The organism is Flavobacterium marginilacus (assembly GCF_026870155.1).
Taxonomy (GTDB): domain Bacteria; phylum Bacteroidota; class Bacteroidia; order Flavobacteriales; family Flavobacteriaceae; genus Flavobacterium; species Flavobacterium marginilacus.
Window position 1 is genome coordinate 4,363,326 of the sequence record NZ_CP113975.1, and the last position, 18,856, is coordinate 4,382,181.

15 protein-coding genes are annotated in these 18,856 nt (G+C 34.1%); 6 read left to right on the forward strand and 9 right to left on the reverse strand.

Translation table 11 applies throughout. The features are described from left to right. The first annotated feature begins 167 nt into the window (after nucleotides 1–167). Nucleotides 168–656: a DUF1761 domain-containing protein gene (locus tag OZP07_RS18060; RefSeq protein WP_194642069.1), complete on the forward strand. Its 489-nt coding sequence runs from the start codon at nucleotides 168–170 to the stop codon at nucleotides 654–656. 61 nt (nucleotides 657–717) lie between these two features. Here the strand turns inward: OZP07_RS18060 and OZP07_RS18065 are convergent, their stop codons facing one another. Further along, nucleotides 718–996, reverse strand: a complete 279-nt coding sequence (locus OZP07_RS18065; RefSeq protein ID WP_194642068.1) for a 4a-hydroxytetrahydrobiopterin dehydratase — start codon at nucleotides 994–996, stop codon at nucleotides 718–720. A gap of 260 nt (nucleotides 997–1,256) precedes the next feature. Between OZP07_RS18065 and OZP07_RS18070 the strand changes: the two genes are divergently transcribed. Next, nucleotides 1,257–2,414 (forward strand): GNAT family N-acetyltransferase, encoded by a 1,158-nt coding sequence (locus OZP07_RS18070; protein ID WP_281638488.1) that lies wholly within the window; start codon nucleotides 1,257–1,259, stop codon nucleotides 2,412–2,414. A 74-nt stretch (nucleotides 2,415–2,488) separates the two neighbouring features. Here the strand turns inward: OZP07_RS18070 and abc-f are convergent, their stop codons facing one another. Continuing rightward, entirely contained in the window at nucleotides 2,489–4,399 is a 1,911-nt protein-coding gene (gene abc-f, locus OZP07_RS18075) for a ribosomal protection-like ABC-F family protein (protein WP_281636208.1), read from the reverse strand. A gap of 75 nt (nucleotides 4,400–4,474) precedes the next feature. On the opposite strand from abc-f, the gene OZP07_RS18080 reads away from it, so the two are divergent. Beyond that, nucleotides 4,475–4,858: a DUF983 domain-containing protein gene (locus tag OZP07_RS18080; protein WP_281636209.1), complete on the forward strand. Its 384-nt coding sequence runs from the start codon at nucleotides 4,475–4,477 to the stop codon at nucleotides 4,856–4,858. Here OZP07_RS18080 and OZP07_RS18085 read toward each other — a convergent pair. From OZP07_RS18085 to topA, 7 genes are all read right to left on the reverse strand, one after another. Next, nucleotides 4,855–5,913, reverse strand: coding sequence for an NAD(P)/FAD-dependent oxidoreductase (locus tag OZP07_RS18085; protein ID WP_281636210.1), 1,059 nt, complete (start codon nucleotides 5,911–5,913; stop codon nucleotides 4,855–4,857). The two genes, OZP07_RS18080 and OZP07_RS18085, sit on opposite strands and share 4 nt — an antisense overlap. Before the next feature lie 76 nt (nucleotides 5,914–5,989). Beyond that, on the reverse strand, nucleotides 5,990–6,979 hold the full coding sequence (gene porN / locus OZP07_RS18090; protein ID WP_194642064.1) for a type IX secretion system ring subunit PorN/GldN: 990 nt from the start codon (nucleotides 6,977–6,979) through the stop codon (nucleotides 5,990–5,992). Between the two features lie 46 nt (nucleotides 6,980–7,025). Continuing rightward, complete coding sequence (gene porM, locus OZP07_RS18095) at nucleotides 7,026–8,585, reverse strand: type IX secretion system motor protein PorM/GldM (protein WP_281636211.1); 1,560 nt, start codon at nucleotides 8,583–8,585, stop codon at nucleotides 7,026–7,028. Between the two features lie 53 nt (nucleotides 8,586–8,638). Next, nucleotides 8,639–9,271 carry a type IX secretion system motor protein PorL/GldL gene (porL, locus tag OZP07_RS18100; protein ID WP_281636212.1) on the reverse strand — a complete coding sequence of 211 codons (633 nt, stop codon included), beginning with the start codon at nucleotides 9,269–9,271 and terminating at the stop codon, nucleotides 8,639–8,641. A 65-nt stretch (nucleotides 9,272–9,336) separates the two neighbouring features. Then, nucleotides 9,337–10,746 (reverse strand): T9SS ring complex lipoprotein PorK/GldK, encoded by a 1,410-nt coding sequence (gene porK, locus OZP07_RS18105; RefSeq protein ID WP_281636213.1) that lies wholly within the window; start codon nucleotides 10,744–10,746, stop codon nucleotides 9,337–9,339. Between the two features lie 268 nt (nucleotides 10,747–11,014). Beyond that, nucleotides 11,015–12,166 (reverse strand): formimidoylglutamase, encoded by a 1,152-nt coding sequence (locus OZP07_RS18110; protein ID WP_194642060.1) that lies wholly within the window; start codon nucleotides 12,164–12,166, stop codon nucleotides 11,015–11,017. Nucleotides 12,167–12,242: 76 nt separating this feature from the next. After that, nucleotides 12,243–14,762, reverse strand: coding sequence for a type I DNA topoisomerase (topA, locus tag OZP07_RS18115; RefSeq protein WP_281636214.1), 2,520 nt, complete (start codon nucleotides 14,760–14,762; stop codon nucleotides 12,243–12,245). 334 nt (nucleotides 14,763–15,096) lie between these two features. Between topA and OZP07_RS18120 the strand changes: the two genes are divergently transcribed. From OZP07_RS18120 to OZP07_RS18130, 3 genes are all read left to right on the forward strand, one after another. Beyond that, entirely contained in the window at nucleotides 15,097–16,680 is a 1,584-nt protein-coding gene (locus OZP07_RS18120; RefSeq protein WP_281636215.1) for a glycerol-3-phosphate dehydrogenase/oxidase, read from the forward strand. Between the two features lie 279 nt (nucleotides 16,681–16,959). Continuing rightward, a complete protein-coding gene (miaB, locus tag OZP07_RS18125; RefSeq protein WP_281636216.1) occupies nucleotides 16,960–18,405 on the forward strand; it encodes a tRNA (N6-isopentenyl adenosine(37)-C2)-methylthiotransferase MiaB in 1,446 nt (481 codons plus the stop codon). Nucleotides 18,406–18,483: 78 nt separating this feature from the next. Continuing rightward, nucleotides 18,484–18,855: a GxxExxY protein gene (locus OZP07_RS18130; protein ID WP_281636217.1), complete on the forward strand. Its 372-nt coding sequence runs from the start codon at nucleotides 18,484–18,486 to the stop codon at nucleotides 18,853–18,855. Nucleotide 18,856: the final 1 nt, after the last annotated feature.

Genomic DNA, 18,856 nt, shown 5'->3' on the forward strand with positions numbered 1-18,856 from the left:
ATTTTAACACAACAAAATAACTCCAATATTCAGTAAAACGCAAATTTAATCGATAAAACACACTTTTTATTAATTTTTGTAATCTAAAAACTATATAAAATAATCAAACATGGTGATATAACAAAATTTTAGTTAAATTTGAGGCTATAACCTTAAAACCTTAAATTATGGAAATGAATTGGATTGCAGTTTTTGTAAGCGCATTAACAACATTGGTGGTTGGATTTATCTGGTATAATCCAAAAATATTTGGTACCATCTGGATGAAGGAAAACAATCTCACCCAAGAAGAACTTCAAAAAGGGAATATGCTGAAGATTTTTGGTTTGACCTATATTTTTTCATTATTTATTGTTGTGATTGAAATGTCATTAACAATTCACCAGTCCGGAGCGGTAGGAATGGTTGGCGGATCACCGAAAATTGCTGAAGCACTTCCTTCTTTTAAAGCCTTCATGGCCGATTACGGAACTGCTTACAGAACCTTCAAGCATGGAGCTTTACATGGATTCATGTCTGGTTTATTTTTTGCCTTTCCAATAATTGCAATAAACGGTTTATTTGAAAGAAAATCATGGAAATACATATGGATACACGCTGGATTTTGGATTCTTAGTTTAACTATTATAGGATCTATTATCTGCGGCTGGCTTTAAAATTTAAATAAACAACCTGAAAGCCTTATTTCTGCATAAGATAGAAATAAGGCTTTTTTTATTAGAACAAGCTTTCAATCTGGTTTGCCAATTCAATATCTTTCATCGTAACACCACCAGAATCGTGAGTATTCAAGCGTATATTTACTTTATTATACACATTAAAAAGTTCTGGATGATGATTCATCTTTTCGGCTAAGACTCCTACTTGTACTATAAAACCGAGTGCTTGTGTGAAATTCTTGAATTTAAAATCTTTTTCGACCGCATTTTCTTTAAAATGCCAATCTTTCAAATTATCCAAAAAAGGACTTACGGATTCTTCTGTAAATGTTTTCATATCGTAGAATTTAAAGTGATTTGGGCTGCAATTGCAAATAATAACAAAAGGGCTAATGTCAGCCTTTAGACCTGATCGGTCAATTTCCTTTGCTTTTTTTCTTTAAAAAAGCAAAATTACCTGGTTTTATTGCTTAAAAAATAAATAAAAGCTTATTTTTCAAACTATTGCGCCGTAACTATCCAGCAAAACAGTTAAAAGAAAACAATTCAGTAAAAATTTAATTTTATTAGTTAATTTTGAATCATATACTTTCAGAATTGAAAACTGCCATTTCTTATCAAATTTACGAAACTAAACAACAGCTTCCCAAAAATTGGAATGAACTAGGCTGTCAAAATATTTTTTTATCCAAAGAATACTTTGAAATTCTCGATAAGTCGGCTCCAGATAACATGATTTGTCATTATATTGGGCTTTTTGAAGAGCAGAAGTTAGTTGGCGTTGCAATATCACAATTCTTGGATTTAAATAAGCTGGAATCTTTTGGAGAAAGGGATCGATGCATAAAAACTACTGCACGGAAATTCATTTTAAAAAATTTTGCGTCACATGTTCTGATCATAGGCAATAACATGCTTACAGGCCAGAATTCATTTATTTTTTCGGATAACATTTCAAAATCCGAAGGTATAAAAGCTTTGAAAAAAGCATCTATTGATTTAAAACATAAACTTAAATCAATGGGCAAAAAGGTGCATATCATAACTTTTAAGGATTATACGGAACAGGATATTGAGAAATTTGCCATTGATTTAAACCTTTTTAAAAACAATTACAAATACAGTACACAGCCTAATATGGTTTTCAGCATTCCGTTCGAATGGAAATCGGAACAGGATTATATTGATTCCTTACTCAAAAAATACCGCGATCAGTATAAAAGAGCCCGAAAAAAGGCCGAAGGAATTGAGAAACGAAAATTACATTTAGAAGATATTATCGCTCACGAAGAAACAATCTATAATTTGTACTATCATGTTGCCAAAAATGCACCTTTCAACACTTTCTTTCTAACCAAAAACCATTTTAGGGTTTTCAAGGAAATTTTACAGGATAAATTTCTGTTCTATGGTTATTTCCTTGATGGAAAATTAATTGGATTTAATACTTTGATTAAAAACGGCGATACAATTGACACCTATTTTTTAGGCTATGACGATACCATTCAAAGAGAAAAGATGCTGTATCTGAATATGCTGTATGACATGATTGCGTATTCGATTAACAAAGGTTTTAAGGAAATTATTTTTGCTCGAACTGCACTGGAAATCAAGAGCTCTGTTGGGGCAAAGCCAATGAAAATGTTTGGTTTTGCAAAGCACAGCAGTTCTGTTGGTGATCTTGTTTTTGAAAAAGCATTTAATTCTCTTGAACCAAAAGTTGTCTGGCAGGAACGAAATCCGTTTAAAGAATAAGAAATTAGAATGTATAAAAAAGCGGAACCTAGTCAATCTGACAAGATTCCGCCTCCAATTATATATTCACCTTTTTACTGCATATTATCAATTTCTTCCTGAACAATTTCCCAATCCAAAAGCAGTTTATCTAATTCCGCTTTCTTTTTATTGTAAGCACTGAAAAAAGAAGCGTCTTCAATATGCTTATCATAATTCGAAGCCAGCATTTTATCATCATGCTGAATGTCTTTTTCCAATTGCTTGATCTGGCTTTCAACTTTGCTTAATCTGTTCTGCAAAGCCTTTCCTTTTTTCTGGTCTTCATAGGAAGATTTATTGCTTTCTTTGGAAGTAGTTGCTTTTGCAATATCTTTTTTCTCAACTTCGCGCATATTTTCAAGATTGCGCTGTTCCAAGAAATAATTAATATCTCCTAAATATTCTTTTATTTTCTGATCCTTAAATTCATAAACGATATTAGACATTCCCTGCAGGAAATCCCTATCGTGAGAAACCAGCAATAGAGTACCGCCAAATTTCTGTAAAGCCGCTTTCAGAACATTTTTAGATTTAATATCCAAGTGATTCGTCGGCTCATCCATTAATAAAACATTGATAGGCTGCAGCAATAATTTACAAAGTGCCAAACGATTTCTTTCACCTCCGGAAAGCACTTTCACTTTCTTCTCAACATCGTCCCCGCGAAACAAGAAAGAACCAAGCATATCACGTACTTTCATACGATTAGTATCGGTTGCTGCATCTTCCATAGTCTGCAGTAAAGTAATCTCGCCGTCAAGATACTCTGCCTGATTTTGGGCAAAATATCCTAACTGAACGTTATGTCCTAATTTGATAGTTCCATCATATTCAAACTCATTAACGATAGCCTTAATAAAAGTCGATTTCCCCTGCCCGTTCTGACCGACAAAAGCAATTTTACTTCCTCTCTCAACTAATAAATCAATGTTTTTTATAATTACATTATCGCCATACGCTTTTGTAACATTTTCGACTTCAATAACTACTTTTCCTGGTTCTTTAGAAACTGGAAAAGAAATGTTCATCACTGAATTGTCATCCTCATCAACCTCTATACGTTCTACTTTGTCTAGCTTTTTAATTAAAGACTGCGCCATAGAAGCCTTAGAAGCTTTTGCCCTAAACTTTTCAATAAGCTTTTCAGTTTCTTCAATTTTCTTGGCTTGATTCTTTTGAGTTGCCAATTGTTTTTCACGAATTTCATGACGCAGTTCCAGATATTGAGAATACGGCTTATTGAAATCATAAGCTTTTCCAAGAGAAATCTCTATGGTTCTATTTGTAACATTATCCAGAAACATTTTATCGTGAGAAACGATTACCACTACGCCAGGATAATTACGCAGAAAACTTTCAAGCCAAATGATACTTTCAATATCAAGGTGGTTCGTTGGCTCATCCAGTAACAGGACATCATTATTCTGCAGAAGCAATTTTGCCAGCTCAATACGCATTCTCCAGCCTCCGGAAAAAGTTTCAGTCTGGTTATTGAAAACCTCTCTTTTGAAACCTAAACCTAATAATATTTTTTCGGTATCACCTACATAATTATATCCGCCTAACAAATCAAAACGATGTGTATAGTCAGACAGGTCTTCAATAATTTGACCATACTCTTCACTTTCATAATCGGTACGGGTAACCAGCTGGTGATTAATCTCTTCCAGTTTCTTCTCAACAATCTTAATTTCAGTAAATGCTTCGTAGGCTTCTTCCAAAACTGTACGTCCGCGTTCAAAATCAATATCCTGACGTAAAAAACCCATTCGAATATCCTTCTCCTGAGAAATAACCCCTGAGTCTGGTGCAAAATCCCTTGCCAGCATTTTTAGCATAGTAGATTTTCCAGCACCATTCTTCCCCACTAGACCAACTCGGTCTCCAGCTCCTAATCGAAAAGTTACTTCTTCAAACAAATAAGAACCACCAAACGAAACCGATAAATTATGTATATTAAGCATGTATTAATTATTTTATTCCTTTATGAATTAGTAAATTTGTTCATCATTAAACGAAACAAATTATTTATTTTGCAAATGTTAAAAAAAGGATCCAAATTATATAGCATTTTAACAGGAACTTGCCCGAAATGCATGAATGAAAGCATGTACACAGATCAAAATCTATTACATATTGGTTCAGTCCTCAAAATGCATGAAAAATGCAGCCATTGCGAGCTAAAATATCAGATTGAACCTTCTTTCTTTTATGGAGCAATGTACGTGAGTTACGGATTAAATGTTGCGGTAGGAATATCAGCTTTTATAGTATCCTATTTATTTTTGGGAGCAGATATCCAAACCTCCTTCATTACTATTATTATTACCCTGATTTTATTATTTCCGATTGTTTTGCGTTTGTCCAGAAACATTTACATCAATATGTTTGTCAAGTATGACCCAAAAACAAAAAATAGTTAAATTTTCTTTTTCTTTTTATTGTAATATCTATCAATATCAATTTCCTTATCAAGCGGAATATTGTATTCAATCTTATCAAATAATACTTTAGCCATCGCTGGACCGAGCATTACCCCGCGTGTTCCCAAACCGTTCAGTACATGTAAATTTTTATAAACTTTATGAGTTCCAACTAAAGGTCTTCTATCTTTTACAGTTGGTCTGACTCCTGCATAATGTTTCACTATTTCAAACTCACAGGAAATTATCTCTTTAATTCTGTCAATTAATTCTATTCTTCCCTCCTCAGTAGGCATATCCGTTTTATCTTTCCAATTGTAGGTTGCACCAACTTTAAACAAATCATTACCTAATGGCAAAATAAAGACACTGGTATTCACTATCACATCCAGTTTCAAATCAGGTGCCTTAATAACAAACAATTCACCTTTGGTACCATCTAAAGGAAGGTCATTAAAAAAAGGATTAGCATGCAGACCAAAACCTTCAGCAAAAACTATATATTTTGCTTCCAGATCTTTATATAACAATCTGTCATCCTCAATAATTAATGCGTTATATTCAAAAGACTCTGCTCTTAAAAGATTTAATGAAGTAAGATACTTTTGGTACTTAGATAGCAATAATGCAGTATCAACATATCCGGTCTGCAAAACCTCACCATAACCAAAAGGAGAATCGATGCCGTCATATTTATCAAAACATAAAGAAGTAGATAGAAAAGGTGCCAAGCTTTTTTTGTCAGAAGCTGCAAACCAATTATTCTGCTCTTCAATAGAAAAAAACTTTCTTAATATAGGTGTTTTAAAATTTAACTTATCATCTATTCTATCGCTCAAATTAGAATAAAAAACTGTCATTAGCTCTAATTGTTCCTGCGCATTCCAAACTTCACTAAACCGCTTCAAAATAACAGGGTTATATAACCCCCCAGCAATTTTGGATGAATTTTGAGAATCATTATTAAAAACCACAAAACTTTTCCCATGCCGAATAGCAGTCTCACAGAATGAAATTCCACCCAAACCACAACCAACAATTATATAATCAATCATAAATAATAAAATTTAAAACAAACAAAAAACTCTTACTTGATTAAAGTAAGAGTTTTTTAAAAAAATATTCATGAAATTAGTAATTCCACATATCGTGTTCGAAGTCACGAATTTTATCTTTAATTCTGTCTGATTCCAATAATTGGTTCAAAGCATTTTCATTAACATACTCAGTAATCAAACGGTCACCATAAACATTTTCTTCTTTGTAAATGACACCGCTAAATTGACGAGAATCTAAAATTCTGTCAAAAGAAATTGGCATAGAAGAATTCTTTTCATTGAATGCTAAATACTGATGCAGATAATCACGGATTGATGGATAAAAAATCCAGAATAAATCAATATAATCAGGATTTTCAGTTCCAACTTCTCTTGCCTCAGGAGCAATTGGACAAATACCTAACAAGCGATACTTTAATTCACTCTGACGTTTATCAAAATACCAGTATCCTTTCAATTTATAACCAGTAATATCCTGTGAAGTAAGCTCTCTTTTATCAATAAACTGAGGATCTAAAACCTTAGCAACGGGAACAGTAGCAGGACCAACAACTTTTACTTTTTTACCTTTAACAGTTTTATAAGTAATCGACGGTTTGGCTTTTGGATAATACAAATCTCTATTGGCATTTACTTCTTCTCTACCAGCATTTGTAGTATCAATATAAGTAAACGAACTGCTCATGTCCTTAAATGATTTTTTGGTATTAAAATAATCATCCGCATACACTTCAGTTATTTTATTAGCTTTAATACCTTTAATTAAAACATCAAATAATGATCTTCTGTCTTTCCCTATATTAGTAGAATCGATTGGAAAATAAAGAGGAAAATTAAATCTTTCACTCAAATCAATTATCTCCCAAGTAGTTTTTCCCATTAATATATCTCTATCATCAACATAACCATAAGCTAAGGGCTTATCATTATCAAGCGATATTTGAGATTTAGTCTTTACACCTATTTGCTCAGGAGTTTTAGCATTAAGCAAATTAGATTGTGCAAATGAAGAAAAACTTCCTGCAACTAATGCAATAACTACTACTAAATTTTTAGTCTTCATTTTATCAATTATTAAGTTATCTAAGCGTTAAATTTCAACTTAAATATTATTGTATTTCATAAATTACCGGTGCCGTTCTAGAAAGCATAATATCAGATCCAACTAATTTAGTTTTGATATCAGAAATCGTGATTTGGTCACCTCTTGTGGCTCTTGCCAAAGCTGCTTTACATTGAGAATTAACTCTATCACCAGAAACAATAACTGCAGCCTGACCAGTAACTTTTAAAGTAAATCCAACAACATTCAAATTAACATTAAAATCAAAATCAGGTAATTTAGCAGATACTTGAGAAACTTCTAAACGAGATTTAGCTCCTTTAACAATTCCCATTTCTCCACCAATAGCACCAACTGGAGCTGGAATACCTTTAATTCTGAAAGATCTTTTATCAGAAACTTTTGAACCATCAGGTAATGTTCCTGTTACATTAATTACAACTTCAGAACCTTGACCAGGACTCATATTATAGTTGCCCGCTTTACCTGCACGGCTTAATCCTGGTGCAGAAGCAGTTACTTTATCATCAGAAACACCAGCAAAAGAAATAGTCATTGGGTTAATAACGCCTCTATAAACTACATTCATTTTATCTGCAGAAATAGTTGCTGAATTTGGTTTTGGAACAACAACATAGTTTCCTAAAATTGGAATCGCAACTGGTTTTCCATCTTCCATAAAAGTAAAGTTACCATTAATGTCGTGTTCACCAACATTTCCAGCACCAAAACTAAAATCAACTTGACCGTCATGCAATGCAGTCGCCAAATTTAAATTACCTCCGTTAACTACAACTTTAGTTGGAACAGTAGATTTATCAAAACGTCCTAAAACAATTTTACCTTTTACAGCTTCACCAGCAAAGAATGCAGATTTTTCAGGGATAACAATAGCAGTATAATTTTTCATTGATGCTGCAGCAACAGCTGTAGATCCAGTCAAAGTTCCCAAAATTTGGTTTTCAATTGTATTAACATCATTTTGGATAGCTGTTAATTTAGCAACAGAAGCAATTAATGGAAAATGCTTGAAATTATAATCTAAATTATTTTTAGTAACACCTTCTTTATCCTTTACATCAGCTGTATTAAATTTAGTATTGAACTCAGCTAAGATGTCTTTAAACTTAGGATCATTACCTAAAGCAGATTTGATCGCAGATTTATAAGTCTCAACTGCAGCAACAACTTCTTTACCTTTAGCAGATAAACCATCACCGCTAAACCACGACTCATCTAATTTTGATGAATTATCCATGCTTTCATATGGCAACTTACCGTTCTCTTCTCTCTTTACATCTTTAGTCAAATCAACTTTAAGTGATTCAACATATTTGTAAAAAGTAGTTGTAGCACTTGCTACTTTTTTACCAATATCATTAGGAACTTTATACTGCTCAGGCTTATCTTGAGCTTTAAGATCTAAATCTGCTAAAATAGCTTCATTAGAAGTTAACGCTAAACCATTTGCAGTTTCAAATCTCTCGTTTATTAATCCAAATGCTGACAATACTTCTTTGGACATATTTAATGCTAACATCGCGATGAAAACCAAGTACATCAGGTTAATCATCTTCTGTCTAGGGGTTAATTTTCCTCCTGCCATTTTTTCTAATTAGTTTAATTATTTAATATTAAAATATATAGTTAAAAAACTAATTATCCTTTATTACTCATAGCAGAAAGCATACCACCGTAAACATTGTTCAAAGAAGCAATATTTGCAGTCATTGACTGCATTTGCTCTTTTAATTTACTAGCATTTTCAGCAATTTCTTTATTAGCTTCAGTATTTCTAGAAGCGCTTTCTAATTGAATTTTATATAAACTGTTTAAAGATTCCATTTGAGCAGCTGCCATAGACAATTCTTCACTGTATTTTTTTGTTGCTGCAATTGAATCAACTGTCGGAGAAATATTTCTTGAAGCATCTTCGAAATTACGGATACTGTTACCAAGGCTGTTCATTAATTCACCATCAATTTTTGCTTCTTTCAATAAAGCATCTAATTTTGAAGATAACATCCCGTCAGCATCATCTTTTACAATAGGTTTCTTCTCAGTTTTTTCAGCACCTGGTGCCAATTCAGGATACACTAAAGACCAATCCAATTCGTGATCAACAGGTTCAAATGCTGAAAGAGCAAAAATAAAAGCTTCAGTACAAAGACCAACAATTAATAATGCACTTGCTCCAGGATAATGTTGAATTTTAAAAAGCGCTCCAATAATTACTACTGCCGCTCCCATACCATAGGTAAAATTCATTGCTTTTTTGCTCAATATAGCCATCGTTTAAAAATTTTAAAGTTAATTTATAGGTTATTTTTATTTAAGTGATTTAGGAAATTCTTTTATTATTTTTTACCGTTTTTAGTAGTCTGAGTACCCATGTAATCTTGTACTGTTCTAAATCCGATATAACTTCTTGCTGAATCCGAATATTCAAATGCACGTGTGCTTACCTGTAAGAAGTATGACACATCTTTCCAAGATCCGCCTCTTACAACTTTACGTTTATTTGAATTATCAATGATTGCAGGATTCATTGTAGACATGAATTCGTATGAATTGGAATCATAAGCAGAATCAGTCCATTCAGAAACGTTTCCAGCCATATTATACAAATTATATCCATTAGGCTCATAAGACTGAGCTTCTACTGTGTACAGTGCCTGATCAGCAGCATAATCACCTCTGTTAGGTTTAAAATTAGCCAAGAAACAGCCTCTGTCACTTTTAGTATATGGACCACCCCAAGGGAAAGTAGCAGATTCCAAACCTCCTCTTGCAGCATATTCCCATTCAGCTTCTGTAGGTAATCTGAATGAATTTACATTATCATAATGACCTTTCTTAGATTTCAGCCATATGTTTTTGTTTAAAGTTCTCCATTCACAGAAGGCTTTTGCTTGTTTCCAAGTTACGCCTACCACTGGATAATCTCCATAAGCTTTATGCCAGAAATAATCATTATGCATTGGCTCATTATATGAGTAACTAAAATCTTTAATCCAAACTGTAGTATCAGGATACACTTTAACTTCTTCAGTTCTTATAAAATCTTGTCTCTTACCAACTTTTGCTTTTGCGGCAGCCTGAATATCCATCCAATTGTAACGGAATTTAAGCTTGTTGACATCCATGGTTCTCAAACCATTGTATGAAGCCTCAAGCGGTAAATACATAGAATCCATCACTTCAACATAATATTCATCTGGGTATTTTTTAACATCTTTTATAAGCTTTGCCTTTTTATTTAATCTTTTGAAAGCATTTGGATCTTTATCTGTACCGATACTATAATAGTTATCATACATATATTTATCATATGCAGTCATTTTTTCTGGATTAGAATCATTAAATGAATAATCAGCTATACTGCCGGAATTTTTTCCTTTTCCTTTACCTTTTCCGTCAGCTGCACCGCCTTGACCGCTGTCTTCAGCCAAAATAGCTAAACGGAGACGAATTGTAGAATCTTTAACCCATTCCACAAACTGACGATATTCGTTATTTGTAATTTCTGTTTCGTCCATATAAAATGATCTAACAGTAACAGTTTTAGTTGGCGCATCACCAACATTAGCGACATCATCATCAGATTTACCCATGATATATGACCCACCAGGTACCAGCGTCATTCCATAAGGTTTTTCTGGATGCCATTTTGCTCCTTTTACACCAACCAACTCACCTTTGTCGCTTGATCTACCACAGCTAATCAACACTGTTAAAATTGCCGTAAATGCAATGAAATTCTTCATAAAAATTGGGGTTATCTATTCATTATTATCAGACTGTAAACCTATTTATTTTTTTTTAAAAAAACAATTCTTTTTATAGCCTTAAATTTTATTGGTCAAATGTATGTTAAAAATTCTTAAAAAAAAATATTTTATCGCCGAAGAGTTAAATAACAACGATAAAAAACACACTTTTGAAAAAAATGTAAGCATTACACAATTATTTCAAATATTCATATAAAATTAACGCTTTTGCTAAAAAACCAATAATTTTAAAGAATAAAAAAAATCACACAACGTTTTTACGCTGGGCTTTCCACCATCTTTCCGGCATTTCTTGATTACAAGCTGCCAAATATTCTTCATATGAACATGGTAATAACGTATTTTTCTTCAATTTATTGTTTGAACTTAAAACATATGGAATCTCAATCCACCACCTTTCAGTTTTATCACTTTTAAAGAAAATTAAATCCTCATCTTCAAGCGGAACAATATACTTTAAATATCTCTCTCTGCTTCCAAACGGATACTCATTAGACCTATAATGATACCCTTCGATAAAATACCAGCATATCTGAGAAATAATCACAGCCTCCTGCCTAGAGTTATTATGATTGAAAATACCAAATGATGTCACCTTATCACTTATTCCAGCATATCTAGCCAAAGAACATATTTCCTTACCATTAAAACCATTCGGATTAAAATCTATAAAATTACCCGAATCCGATGATTTTACAGAGTTCAAATCTATACTTACTAAATCTGCATCTCTAAAAACCGGTTCTGAAATTGATATATTATTTGAAACTTCACCTAGCCGATAAGCATCAAAAAATAATTTCTCTATCAAATCAATCTCCTCCTGAGAATTATAGTATGTCTGATAGCCAATATTACAAAAATTAAATAAATTATTGGGCTCGTCTATAATTATTTTTGTTAAAAAAGAATCACAGCTTATCGCTTCATTTTCCTTCCCAAAATCAAACTTACTATCTATTGCAACTAGGTTTACCATTTGCTCCAAATCATCATAAGCTCTATAAAGTGAATAAGTTATATCCTGAGAACCTCCAATAACTATCGGAATGATTTTTCTTCTTATCAATCCTGCTGTAATTTTTTTTACTGCAAAATAAGTATCTTCTTTTGAATTTCCAGCAAGAACATCCCCTAAATCCGCTATACTTGCCTTCCAGTTACCAGGAAACATACTGTACAATTCTTTTCGGATTGCATTTAAATCAACTTCAGCTTTAGCCTTTTGATCACCTCTATTATCAAGAACACCAATAATAGCAATATTAATTTTATCTAAATCTGGAACTGAATCAGCAGTATGCAACACAACTTTGCTTCCAAAATGCTGTGCAGACAGCTCTTGTATATGCTTTAAAATTTCACTGTCTAATGGCACTAAAAAATCAAATTCCATTTCTTTATCTATTTCTTTATAATCTTAATTTCCGCAGCTTCCTGAAACAAAATCAAGATCAACGGAATCAAATTCTTTATTTCTTTTTAGCCACAGTTTTTTTGGCCGCCGGTTTTTTTACTGCCGTCGTCTTTTTTGCTGCCACTTTCTTAGCAGGTGTCTTTTTGGCAATCATTTCCTGAACTTCAGCCAAAGTCAATTTTGCAGCATCAACATCCTTACTTAGTTCAATTTTTATTTTACCCTTTGTTATTACTGAACGGCCCCAACGCGCTTTTTCTACCAATATACCTTCCTCTTCCCAATTATGAAGCACTTTATCAATATTCTTCTGCAGTTTATCTTCGATCAAAGCCTCTACATCGGCTTGAGAAAGATTATCGAAATTATATTTCTTACTTACGTTTATAAAAATACCATTCCATTTGATAAACGGTCCGAAACGGCCAGTTCCCTTTTGAACGCCTTCTCCTTTATAAACTGCAATTGGAGCATCAGCAATTGCTTTTTCATCAATTAGCTCCTGAGCTCTAACCATCGATACATCCAATGGATCTTCTCCTCTTGGCAAAGAAATAAAAACACTTCCATGACGCACATACGGCCCATAACGGCCATTACTCACTTCAACTTCTTCACCTTTATATATACCTAAATTTTTTGGAAGCAGAAATAAATTCAACGCTTCTTCCAAAGTTATATTTCCAATATTCTGCTCATGACGAAGACTTGCAAATTTTTTATCATCGTCCTCAGCATTTCCAATTTGAGCCATAGGACCAAATTTACCTAAACGAACTGAAACCTGCTTACCAGATGCTGGATCAATCCCTAATATTCTTTCGCCGCTTTCTCTGTCGGCATTCGCCTCTACGTCTTTTACCGTTGGATGAAATTGATCATAGAACTCCTGCATCATCTTTGCCCATTCGATATTTCCTTCGGCTATTTCATCAAAATCATGTTCCACTTTGGCAGTGAAATTATAATCCAAAATATTCCCAAAGTTCTTCACTAAGAAATCAGTTACAATTGTACCTATATCAGTAGGGACTAATTTTCCTTTATCAGAACCTGTATTTTCTTTGAGCAGCTTCTCTGCCAATTTACCAGACTGCAGAGTCAACTGCGTATAATTACGTTCCTGACCTTCTAAATTTCCTTTCTCAACATAGTTTCTATTGATAATAGTAGAAATAGTCGGCGCATAAGTAGAAGGACGGCCAATTCCTAATTCTTCTAATTTTTTCACTAAAGAAGCTTCAGTGTATCTTGCAGCCGCTCTTGAATATCTTTCTGTTGCAGTAATATAATTATTCTGCAGTTTTTCATTTACTTTCAAGGCTGGCAGCATTCCTTCCTGCTCTTCTTCGTCATCATCGTGACCTTCAAGATATACTCTCAAAAATCCTTCAAAAAGCAAAACTTCACCTGAAGCAGTAAATACTTCATCATGATTATTGGCTTCAATTTTCACATTGGTTCGCTCCAATTTTGCATCACTCATTTGTGAAGCCAATGTTCTTTTCCAAATCAAGTCATACAAACGTGCTTGATCTCTGTCAATATCAACAGAATGAAGAGACATATCCGTTGGACGGATCGCTTCGTGAGCCTCTTGTGCTCCTTTGCTTTTATTAGCAAAAGTTCTTGGATTTGAGAATTCCTTACCATAAGACTTAATGATTTCTGCCTGTGCAGCATCCATCGCCTCTTTGGACAAATTCACACTATCCGTTCTCATATAGGTAATAAGTCCAGCCTCATACAATCGCTGTGCCAGCTGCATGGTGATTCCAACAGGCAAATACAATTTTCTTGCCGCTTCCTGCTGCAAAGTCGAAGTTGTAAAAGGAGCTGTTGGGGATTTTTTGGTAGGTTTCGTTTCTAAATCTGCTACCTTATATGCAGAGCCTATATTTTTATTTAAAAAATCTTCGGCTTCTTTTTTTGTATTGAAATTTTTTGGAAGTTTTGCCTTAAAAGACTTTCCGGCTTCGTTTGTGAATTCAGCAACAACTGAATAAGATGCTACAGCAGTAAAATTTTGAATTTCGCGTTCTCTTTCAACAATCAGCCGCACAGAAACCGACTGAACACGTCCAGCTGACAAACCTCCTTTTACTTTTCTCCAAAGCACAGGAGACAACTCATAACCAACCAAACGGTCCAAAACTCTTCGCGCCTGCTGTGCATTAACTAAATTATAATCAATTTCACGCGGTTTATCAATAGCTTTAAAAATAGCAGTTTTTGTAATTTCGTGAAAAACAATACGTTTTGTTTTCTCTTTTTTAAGTTTCAGTTCTTCCGCCAAGTGCCAAGAAATAGCCTCTCCCTCGCGGTCCTCATCGCTCGCCAGCCATACCATATCGGCATTTTTGGCTAACGTCTTTAATTTGGAAACCAATGCTTTTTTATCCGAGGAAACTTCATATTTGGGAATGAATCCATTTTCGACATCAACACCTATTTCTTTGGAAGGCAGGTCGGCGATATGCCCGTAACTTGATTCTACCTGATAATCACTTCCTAGAAATTTTTCGATTGTTTTTGCCTTTGCAGGGGACTCAACTATCACTAAATTCTTTGCCATTTTGCTATTGTTTGAATGGCAAAAGTAATTTTTTTTTTTAAATTTCAACCTTTCATTGATTTTAAAAACATATTAAATCGGCAAATGAAGCGTTAAACAACACAAAGTTTCCTAATTATCATTTGTTTATATCAATTCAATTCTAAATTTAACTTTAAAAAAGCAAATTCATTCAACACAAGAAAAAACCTTTAAAACAGTAAAACACACAATTCCATTTGACTTATATATAATAGGTATAAAAAAGAAATCCGAATTTAAATTTCCAAAAAGACAAAGCTCTTAAATAATTAGTTAAATTTACTACAAAAGACCCAGCTGAACCTGCAAAAAAATGAACCGAAACAATCAATTAGAAAAACTCAAGAAAAACCAGAATTGGGACATCATTATTATTGGAGGCGGTGCCAATGGACTTGGGGCTGCCGTTGATGCTTCAAGCAGAGGTTTTAAAACCATAGTCTTAGAAGCTGTAGATTTTGCAAAGGGAACCTCAAGCCGAAGCACCAAATTGGTACATGGAGGTGTTCGGTATTTAGAACAGGGCAATATTCCATTAGTCATCGAAGCGTTGAAAGAACGCGGATTAATGGAAAAGAATGCTGGACATTTGGTAAAAAACGAATCATTTATCATTCCAAATTACAATTGGTGGGGCGGTTATTTTTACACCTTCGGGTTGAAATTATACGATTTATTGTCCGGCAGATTAAGTCTTGGAAGTTCTAAATATCTATCAAAAGAAAAAACCATCGAATTAATTTCCTCCATTGAACCCACCGGACTGCGAAGCGGCGTTCTCTATCACGACGGACAGTTTGACGACTCCAGATTAGCAGTTAACTTAGCTCAAACTGCTGCTGACAATGGAGCCTGCGTTCTTAATCATTTTAAAGTAACACAATTAATTAAGGATAATCAAAACAAAATTACCGGAGTAATTGCGGTCGATCAGGAAACACAAGAAGAGCACAGTATATTAAGCAAAGCGGTAATTAATGCTACCGGCGTATTTACCAATGCCATCATGAAAATGAACGATACTGTTTATAAAAAATACATTGTCCCGAGCCAAGGTATTCACTTGGTTTTCGATAAATCTTTTTTACCGGGAGAACACGCATTGATGATTCCAAAAACGAATGACGGAAGAGTTCTTTTTGCCGTTCCCTGGCATGATAAAATTGTCATAGGAACCACCGATACCTTAGTGAAAAAATCGGATATTGAACCAATAGCTTTGGAAGAAGAAATTGAATTTGTGCTGGAAACTGCTAAAAAATATTTGACAAAAAAACCAACACGAGCTGATGTTCTTTCGGTTTTTGCTGGTTTAAGACCGTTAGCCGCACCCGAAAATAAAGCACAAATCACCAAAGAAGTTTCCAGAAGTCATAAAATAATAGTTTCTGAGACCGGATTAATCACCATCACTGGCGGAAAATGGACAACATACCGAAAAATTGCTGAAGATCTTATTGACAAAACAATCGAGACACATCAATTACCCAAACTTAAATGTAAAACCAAATATTTGTCCATTCATGGTAATAAAAAAAACAGCAGTGCAGATTTTGAAAACCACTTGTTTGTTTATGGAACCGACAGTAAATCTATTCTTGAATTACAAGAAAATGAACCCGAACTGAAAGAAAAGCTGCATCCAAACTACAATTATACATTAGCCGAAGTTGCCTGGGCTGTTCGGAAAGAAATGGCTGCGACTGTAGAGGATGTTCTAGCAAGACGTGTGCGTTTACTATTTCTCGACGCAAGAGCAGCAATTACCTGCGCAGATAAAGTTGCCCGTTTGCTAGCAAAGGAATTAAAACATGATGAAATTTGGGTTCAAAATCAACTGGTGGATTTTAAAACCGTAGCGAATGGTTTTTTATTGAAAGAGTTTAGGTTAAAATAATATTTTTTGAATCTTTACTTTTTTTTTGTGAATACTTGCAACAAAAAATAGGAATTAGCCCCAAATGATCTCAGATATTAGATCAAAGATTTTTGATTTTTGACTTTCTGAAAATCGATGAATAACATTTATCTTCTTAAAATTTCAATTCAATTTTTACATCATAAATCTGCAATCGTTACTCTTCAATCTAAAATCGTTTAAAATTTGTTAATTCTTCGGCTGACATCTTGTCATAATCACTGTATTTGCCGTATATTTGCGCTTTGAAAATACCCAATGGAAAAGATAATTGAAGAAAGCAAACAAGGGAACAGCCTTGTACTGGAACATAAACCTGAGAATACCAAAAAACTCTTTATAGAAAGCTACGGCTGTGCAATGAATTTTTCGGACAGTGAAGTTGTTGCTTCCATATTGTCTGACGACGGTTATAACACTACATCCGTTTTGGAAGAAGCCGATCTGGTTTTAGTAAATACCTGCTCGATTCGCGACAAAGCAGAACAGACGATTCGCAAACGCTTAGAAAAATACAATGCCGTGAAACGCACCAACCCAAAGATGAAAGTCGGAGTTTTGGGCTGTATGGCAGAGCGTTTGAAAGAAAAATTTCTTGACGAGGAAAAAATCGTTGATCTCGTTGTGGGACCAGACGCCTACAAAGACTTACCTAATTTATTAAGCGAAGTTGAAGAAGGACGTGATGCGATTAATGTAATTTTGTCCAAAGAGGAAACCTATGGTGATATTTCACCTGTCCGATTAATGAGCAACGGAATTACAGCATTGGTTTCTATCACGAGAGGCTGTGACAATATGTGTACTTTTTGTGTTGTGCCTTTTACCCGCGGACGTGAACGAAGCCGTGAACCGCAAAGCATCATGAACGAAATTCAGGATTTGTGGAATAAAGGCTTTAAGGAAATTACTCTTCTTGGCCAGAACGTGGATAGCTACTTATGGTATGGCGGGGGATTAAAGAAAGATTTTGTCAACGCCAGTGAAATGCAAAAAGCAACAGCAGTAGATTTTGATCAGTTATTGGAAATGGTTGCAGTTGGTTTCCCAAAAATGCGTATCCGCTTTTCAACATCGAATCCGCAGGATATGCACGAAAGCATTCTGCACGTTATTGCTAAATATCCAAATATCTGCAAACACATCCATTTACCTGTTCAGTCAGGCAGCAACCGTATCCTTAAAGAGATGAACCGTCTGCACACCAGAGAAGAATATATGGCTCTGATTGATAAAATCCGTGCCATTATCCCGAATGTTTCTGTTACACAAGATATGATTTCAGGTTTTCCAACCGAAACAGAACAAGATCACCAAGACACTTTGAGTCTGATGGAATATGTAAAATATAGTTTTGGCTATATGTACAGCTATTCGGAACGCCCGGGAACATTGGCAGGAAGAAAAATGGAAGATGATGTTCCTGAAGAAACAAAAGCAAGAAGACTGCAGGAAATTGTCGATTTACAGAGAGAACACAGCGCGATAAGAACACAGGAATTTTTGGGTCAGACTGTAGAAGTTTTAATAGAAAAAGCTTCCAAACGATCCCAAGATGATTGGTCAGGACGAAATTCACAAAGTATCGTTGTGGTATTCCCGAAAGAAAATTACAAAGTAGGAGATTTTGTGAATGTAAAAATCACTTCCTGTACATCAGGAACTTTGAAAGGAGAAGCGGTGGGATATTCTGAAATGAATTAAGTTTTTTTGCCACAGATTAAAAAGATTAACACAGATTTTATTAAATTGTCTTTTTAATAAGTGTTAAAAATTCAAAATATGAGTAGCTACAGAGAAGAGGAGACTTATAAAATTATTGGAATTTGCATGGAGGTTCATAGAACACTCGGACCTGGGTTACTTGAAATAATTTACAAAGATGCTTTGGAAATAGAATTCAAAGAAAACAACATTCCATTTGAAAGAGAAAAAGAATTTGTGATTGAATATAAAGGTAAAATTCTGCCTCATAAATTTTACGCTGACTTCATTGTAAACGAAGACATAATTCTAGAAGTAAAAGCTGTAAAAGAATTCACGAACGAGCATGTTGCTCAAACTCTAAATTATTTAAAGTTAGCTGAATCGGAAATAGGCTTATTAGTAAATTTTCAAACAAAATCTTTACAATACAAAAGATACGCTTTATAGA

Bases quoted from the DNA above. Each gene is read 5' to 3' on its own strand.
- OZP07_RS18060 (WP_194642069.1), top strand. From the start codon at position 168: ATGGAAATGAATTGGATTGCAGTTTTTGTAAGCGCATTAACAACATTG.
- OZP07_RS18065 (WP_194642068.1), bottom strand. From the start codon at position 996: ATGAAAACATTTACAGAAGAATCCGTAAGTCCTTTTTTGGATAATTTG.
- abc-f (WP_281636208.1), bottom strand. From the start codon at position 4,399: ATGCTTAATATACATAATTTATCGGTTTCGTTTGGTGGTTCTTATTTG.
- OZP07_RS18080 (WP_281636209.1), top strand. From the start codon at position 4,475: ATGTTAAAAAAAGGATCCAAATTATATAGCATTTTAACAGGAACTTGC.
- OZP07_RS18085 (WP_281636210.1), bottom strand. From the start codon at position 5,913: ATGATTGATTATATAATTGTTGGTTGTGGTTTGGGTGGAATTTCATTC.
- porN (WP_194642064.1), bottom strand. From the start codon at position 6,979: ATGAAGACTAAAAATTTAGTAGTAGTTATTGCATTAGTTGCAGGAAGT.
- porM (WP_281636211.1), bottom strand. From the start codon at position 8,585: ATGGCAGGAGGAAAATTAACCCCTAGACAGAAGATGATTAACCTGATG.
- porL (WP_281636212.1), bottom strand. From the start codon at position 9,271: ATGGCTATATTGAGCAAAAAAGCAATGAATTTTACCTATGGTATGGGA.
- porK (WP_281636213.1), bottom strand. From the start codon at position 10,746: ATGAAGAATTTCATTGCATTTACGGCAATTTTAACAGTGTTGATTAGC.
- OZP07_RS18110 (WP_194642060.1), bottom strand. From the start codon at position 12,166: ATGGAATTTGATTTTTTAGTGCCATTAGACAGTGAAATTTTAAAGCAT.
- topA (WP_281636214.1), bottom strand. From the start codon at position 14,762: ATGGCAAAGAATTTAGTGATAGTTGAGTCCCCTGCAAAGGCAAAAACA.
- OZP07_RS18120 (WP_281636215.1), top strand. From the start codon at position 15,097: ATGAACCGAAACAATCAATTAGAAAAACTCAAGAAAAACCAGAATTGG.
- miaB (WP_281636216.1), top strand. From the start codon at position 16,960: ATGGAAAAGATAATTGAAGAAAGCAAACAAGGGAACAGCCTTGTACTG.
- OZP07_RS18130 (WP_281636217.1), top strand. From the start codon at position 18,484: ATGAGTAGCTACAGAGAAGAGGAGACTTATAAAATTATTGGAATTTGC.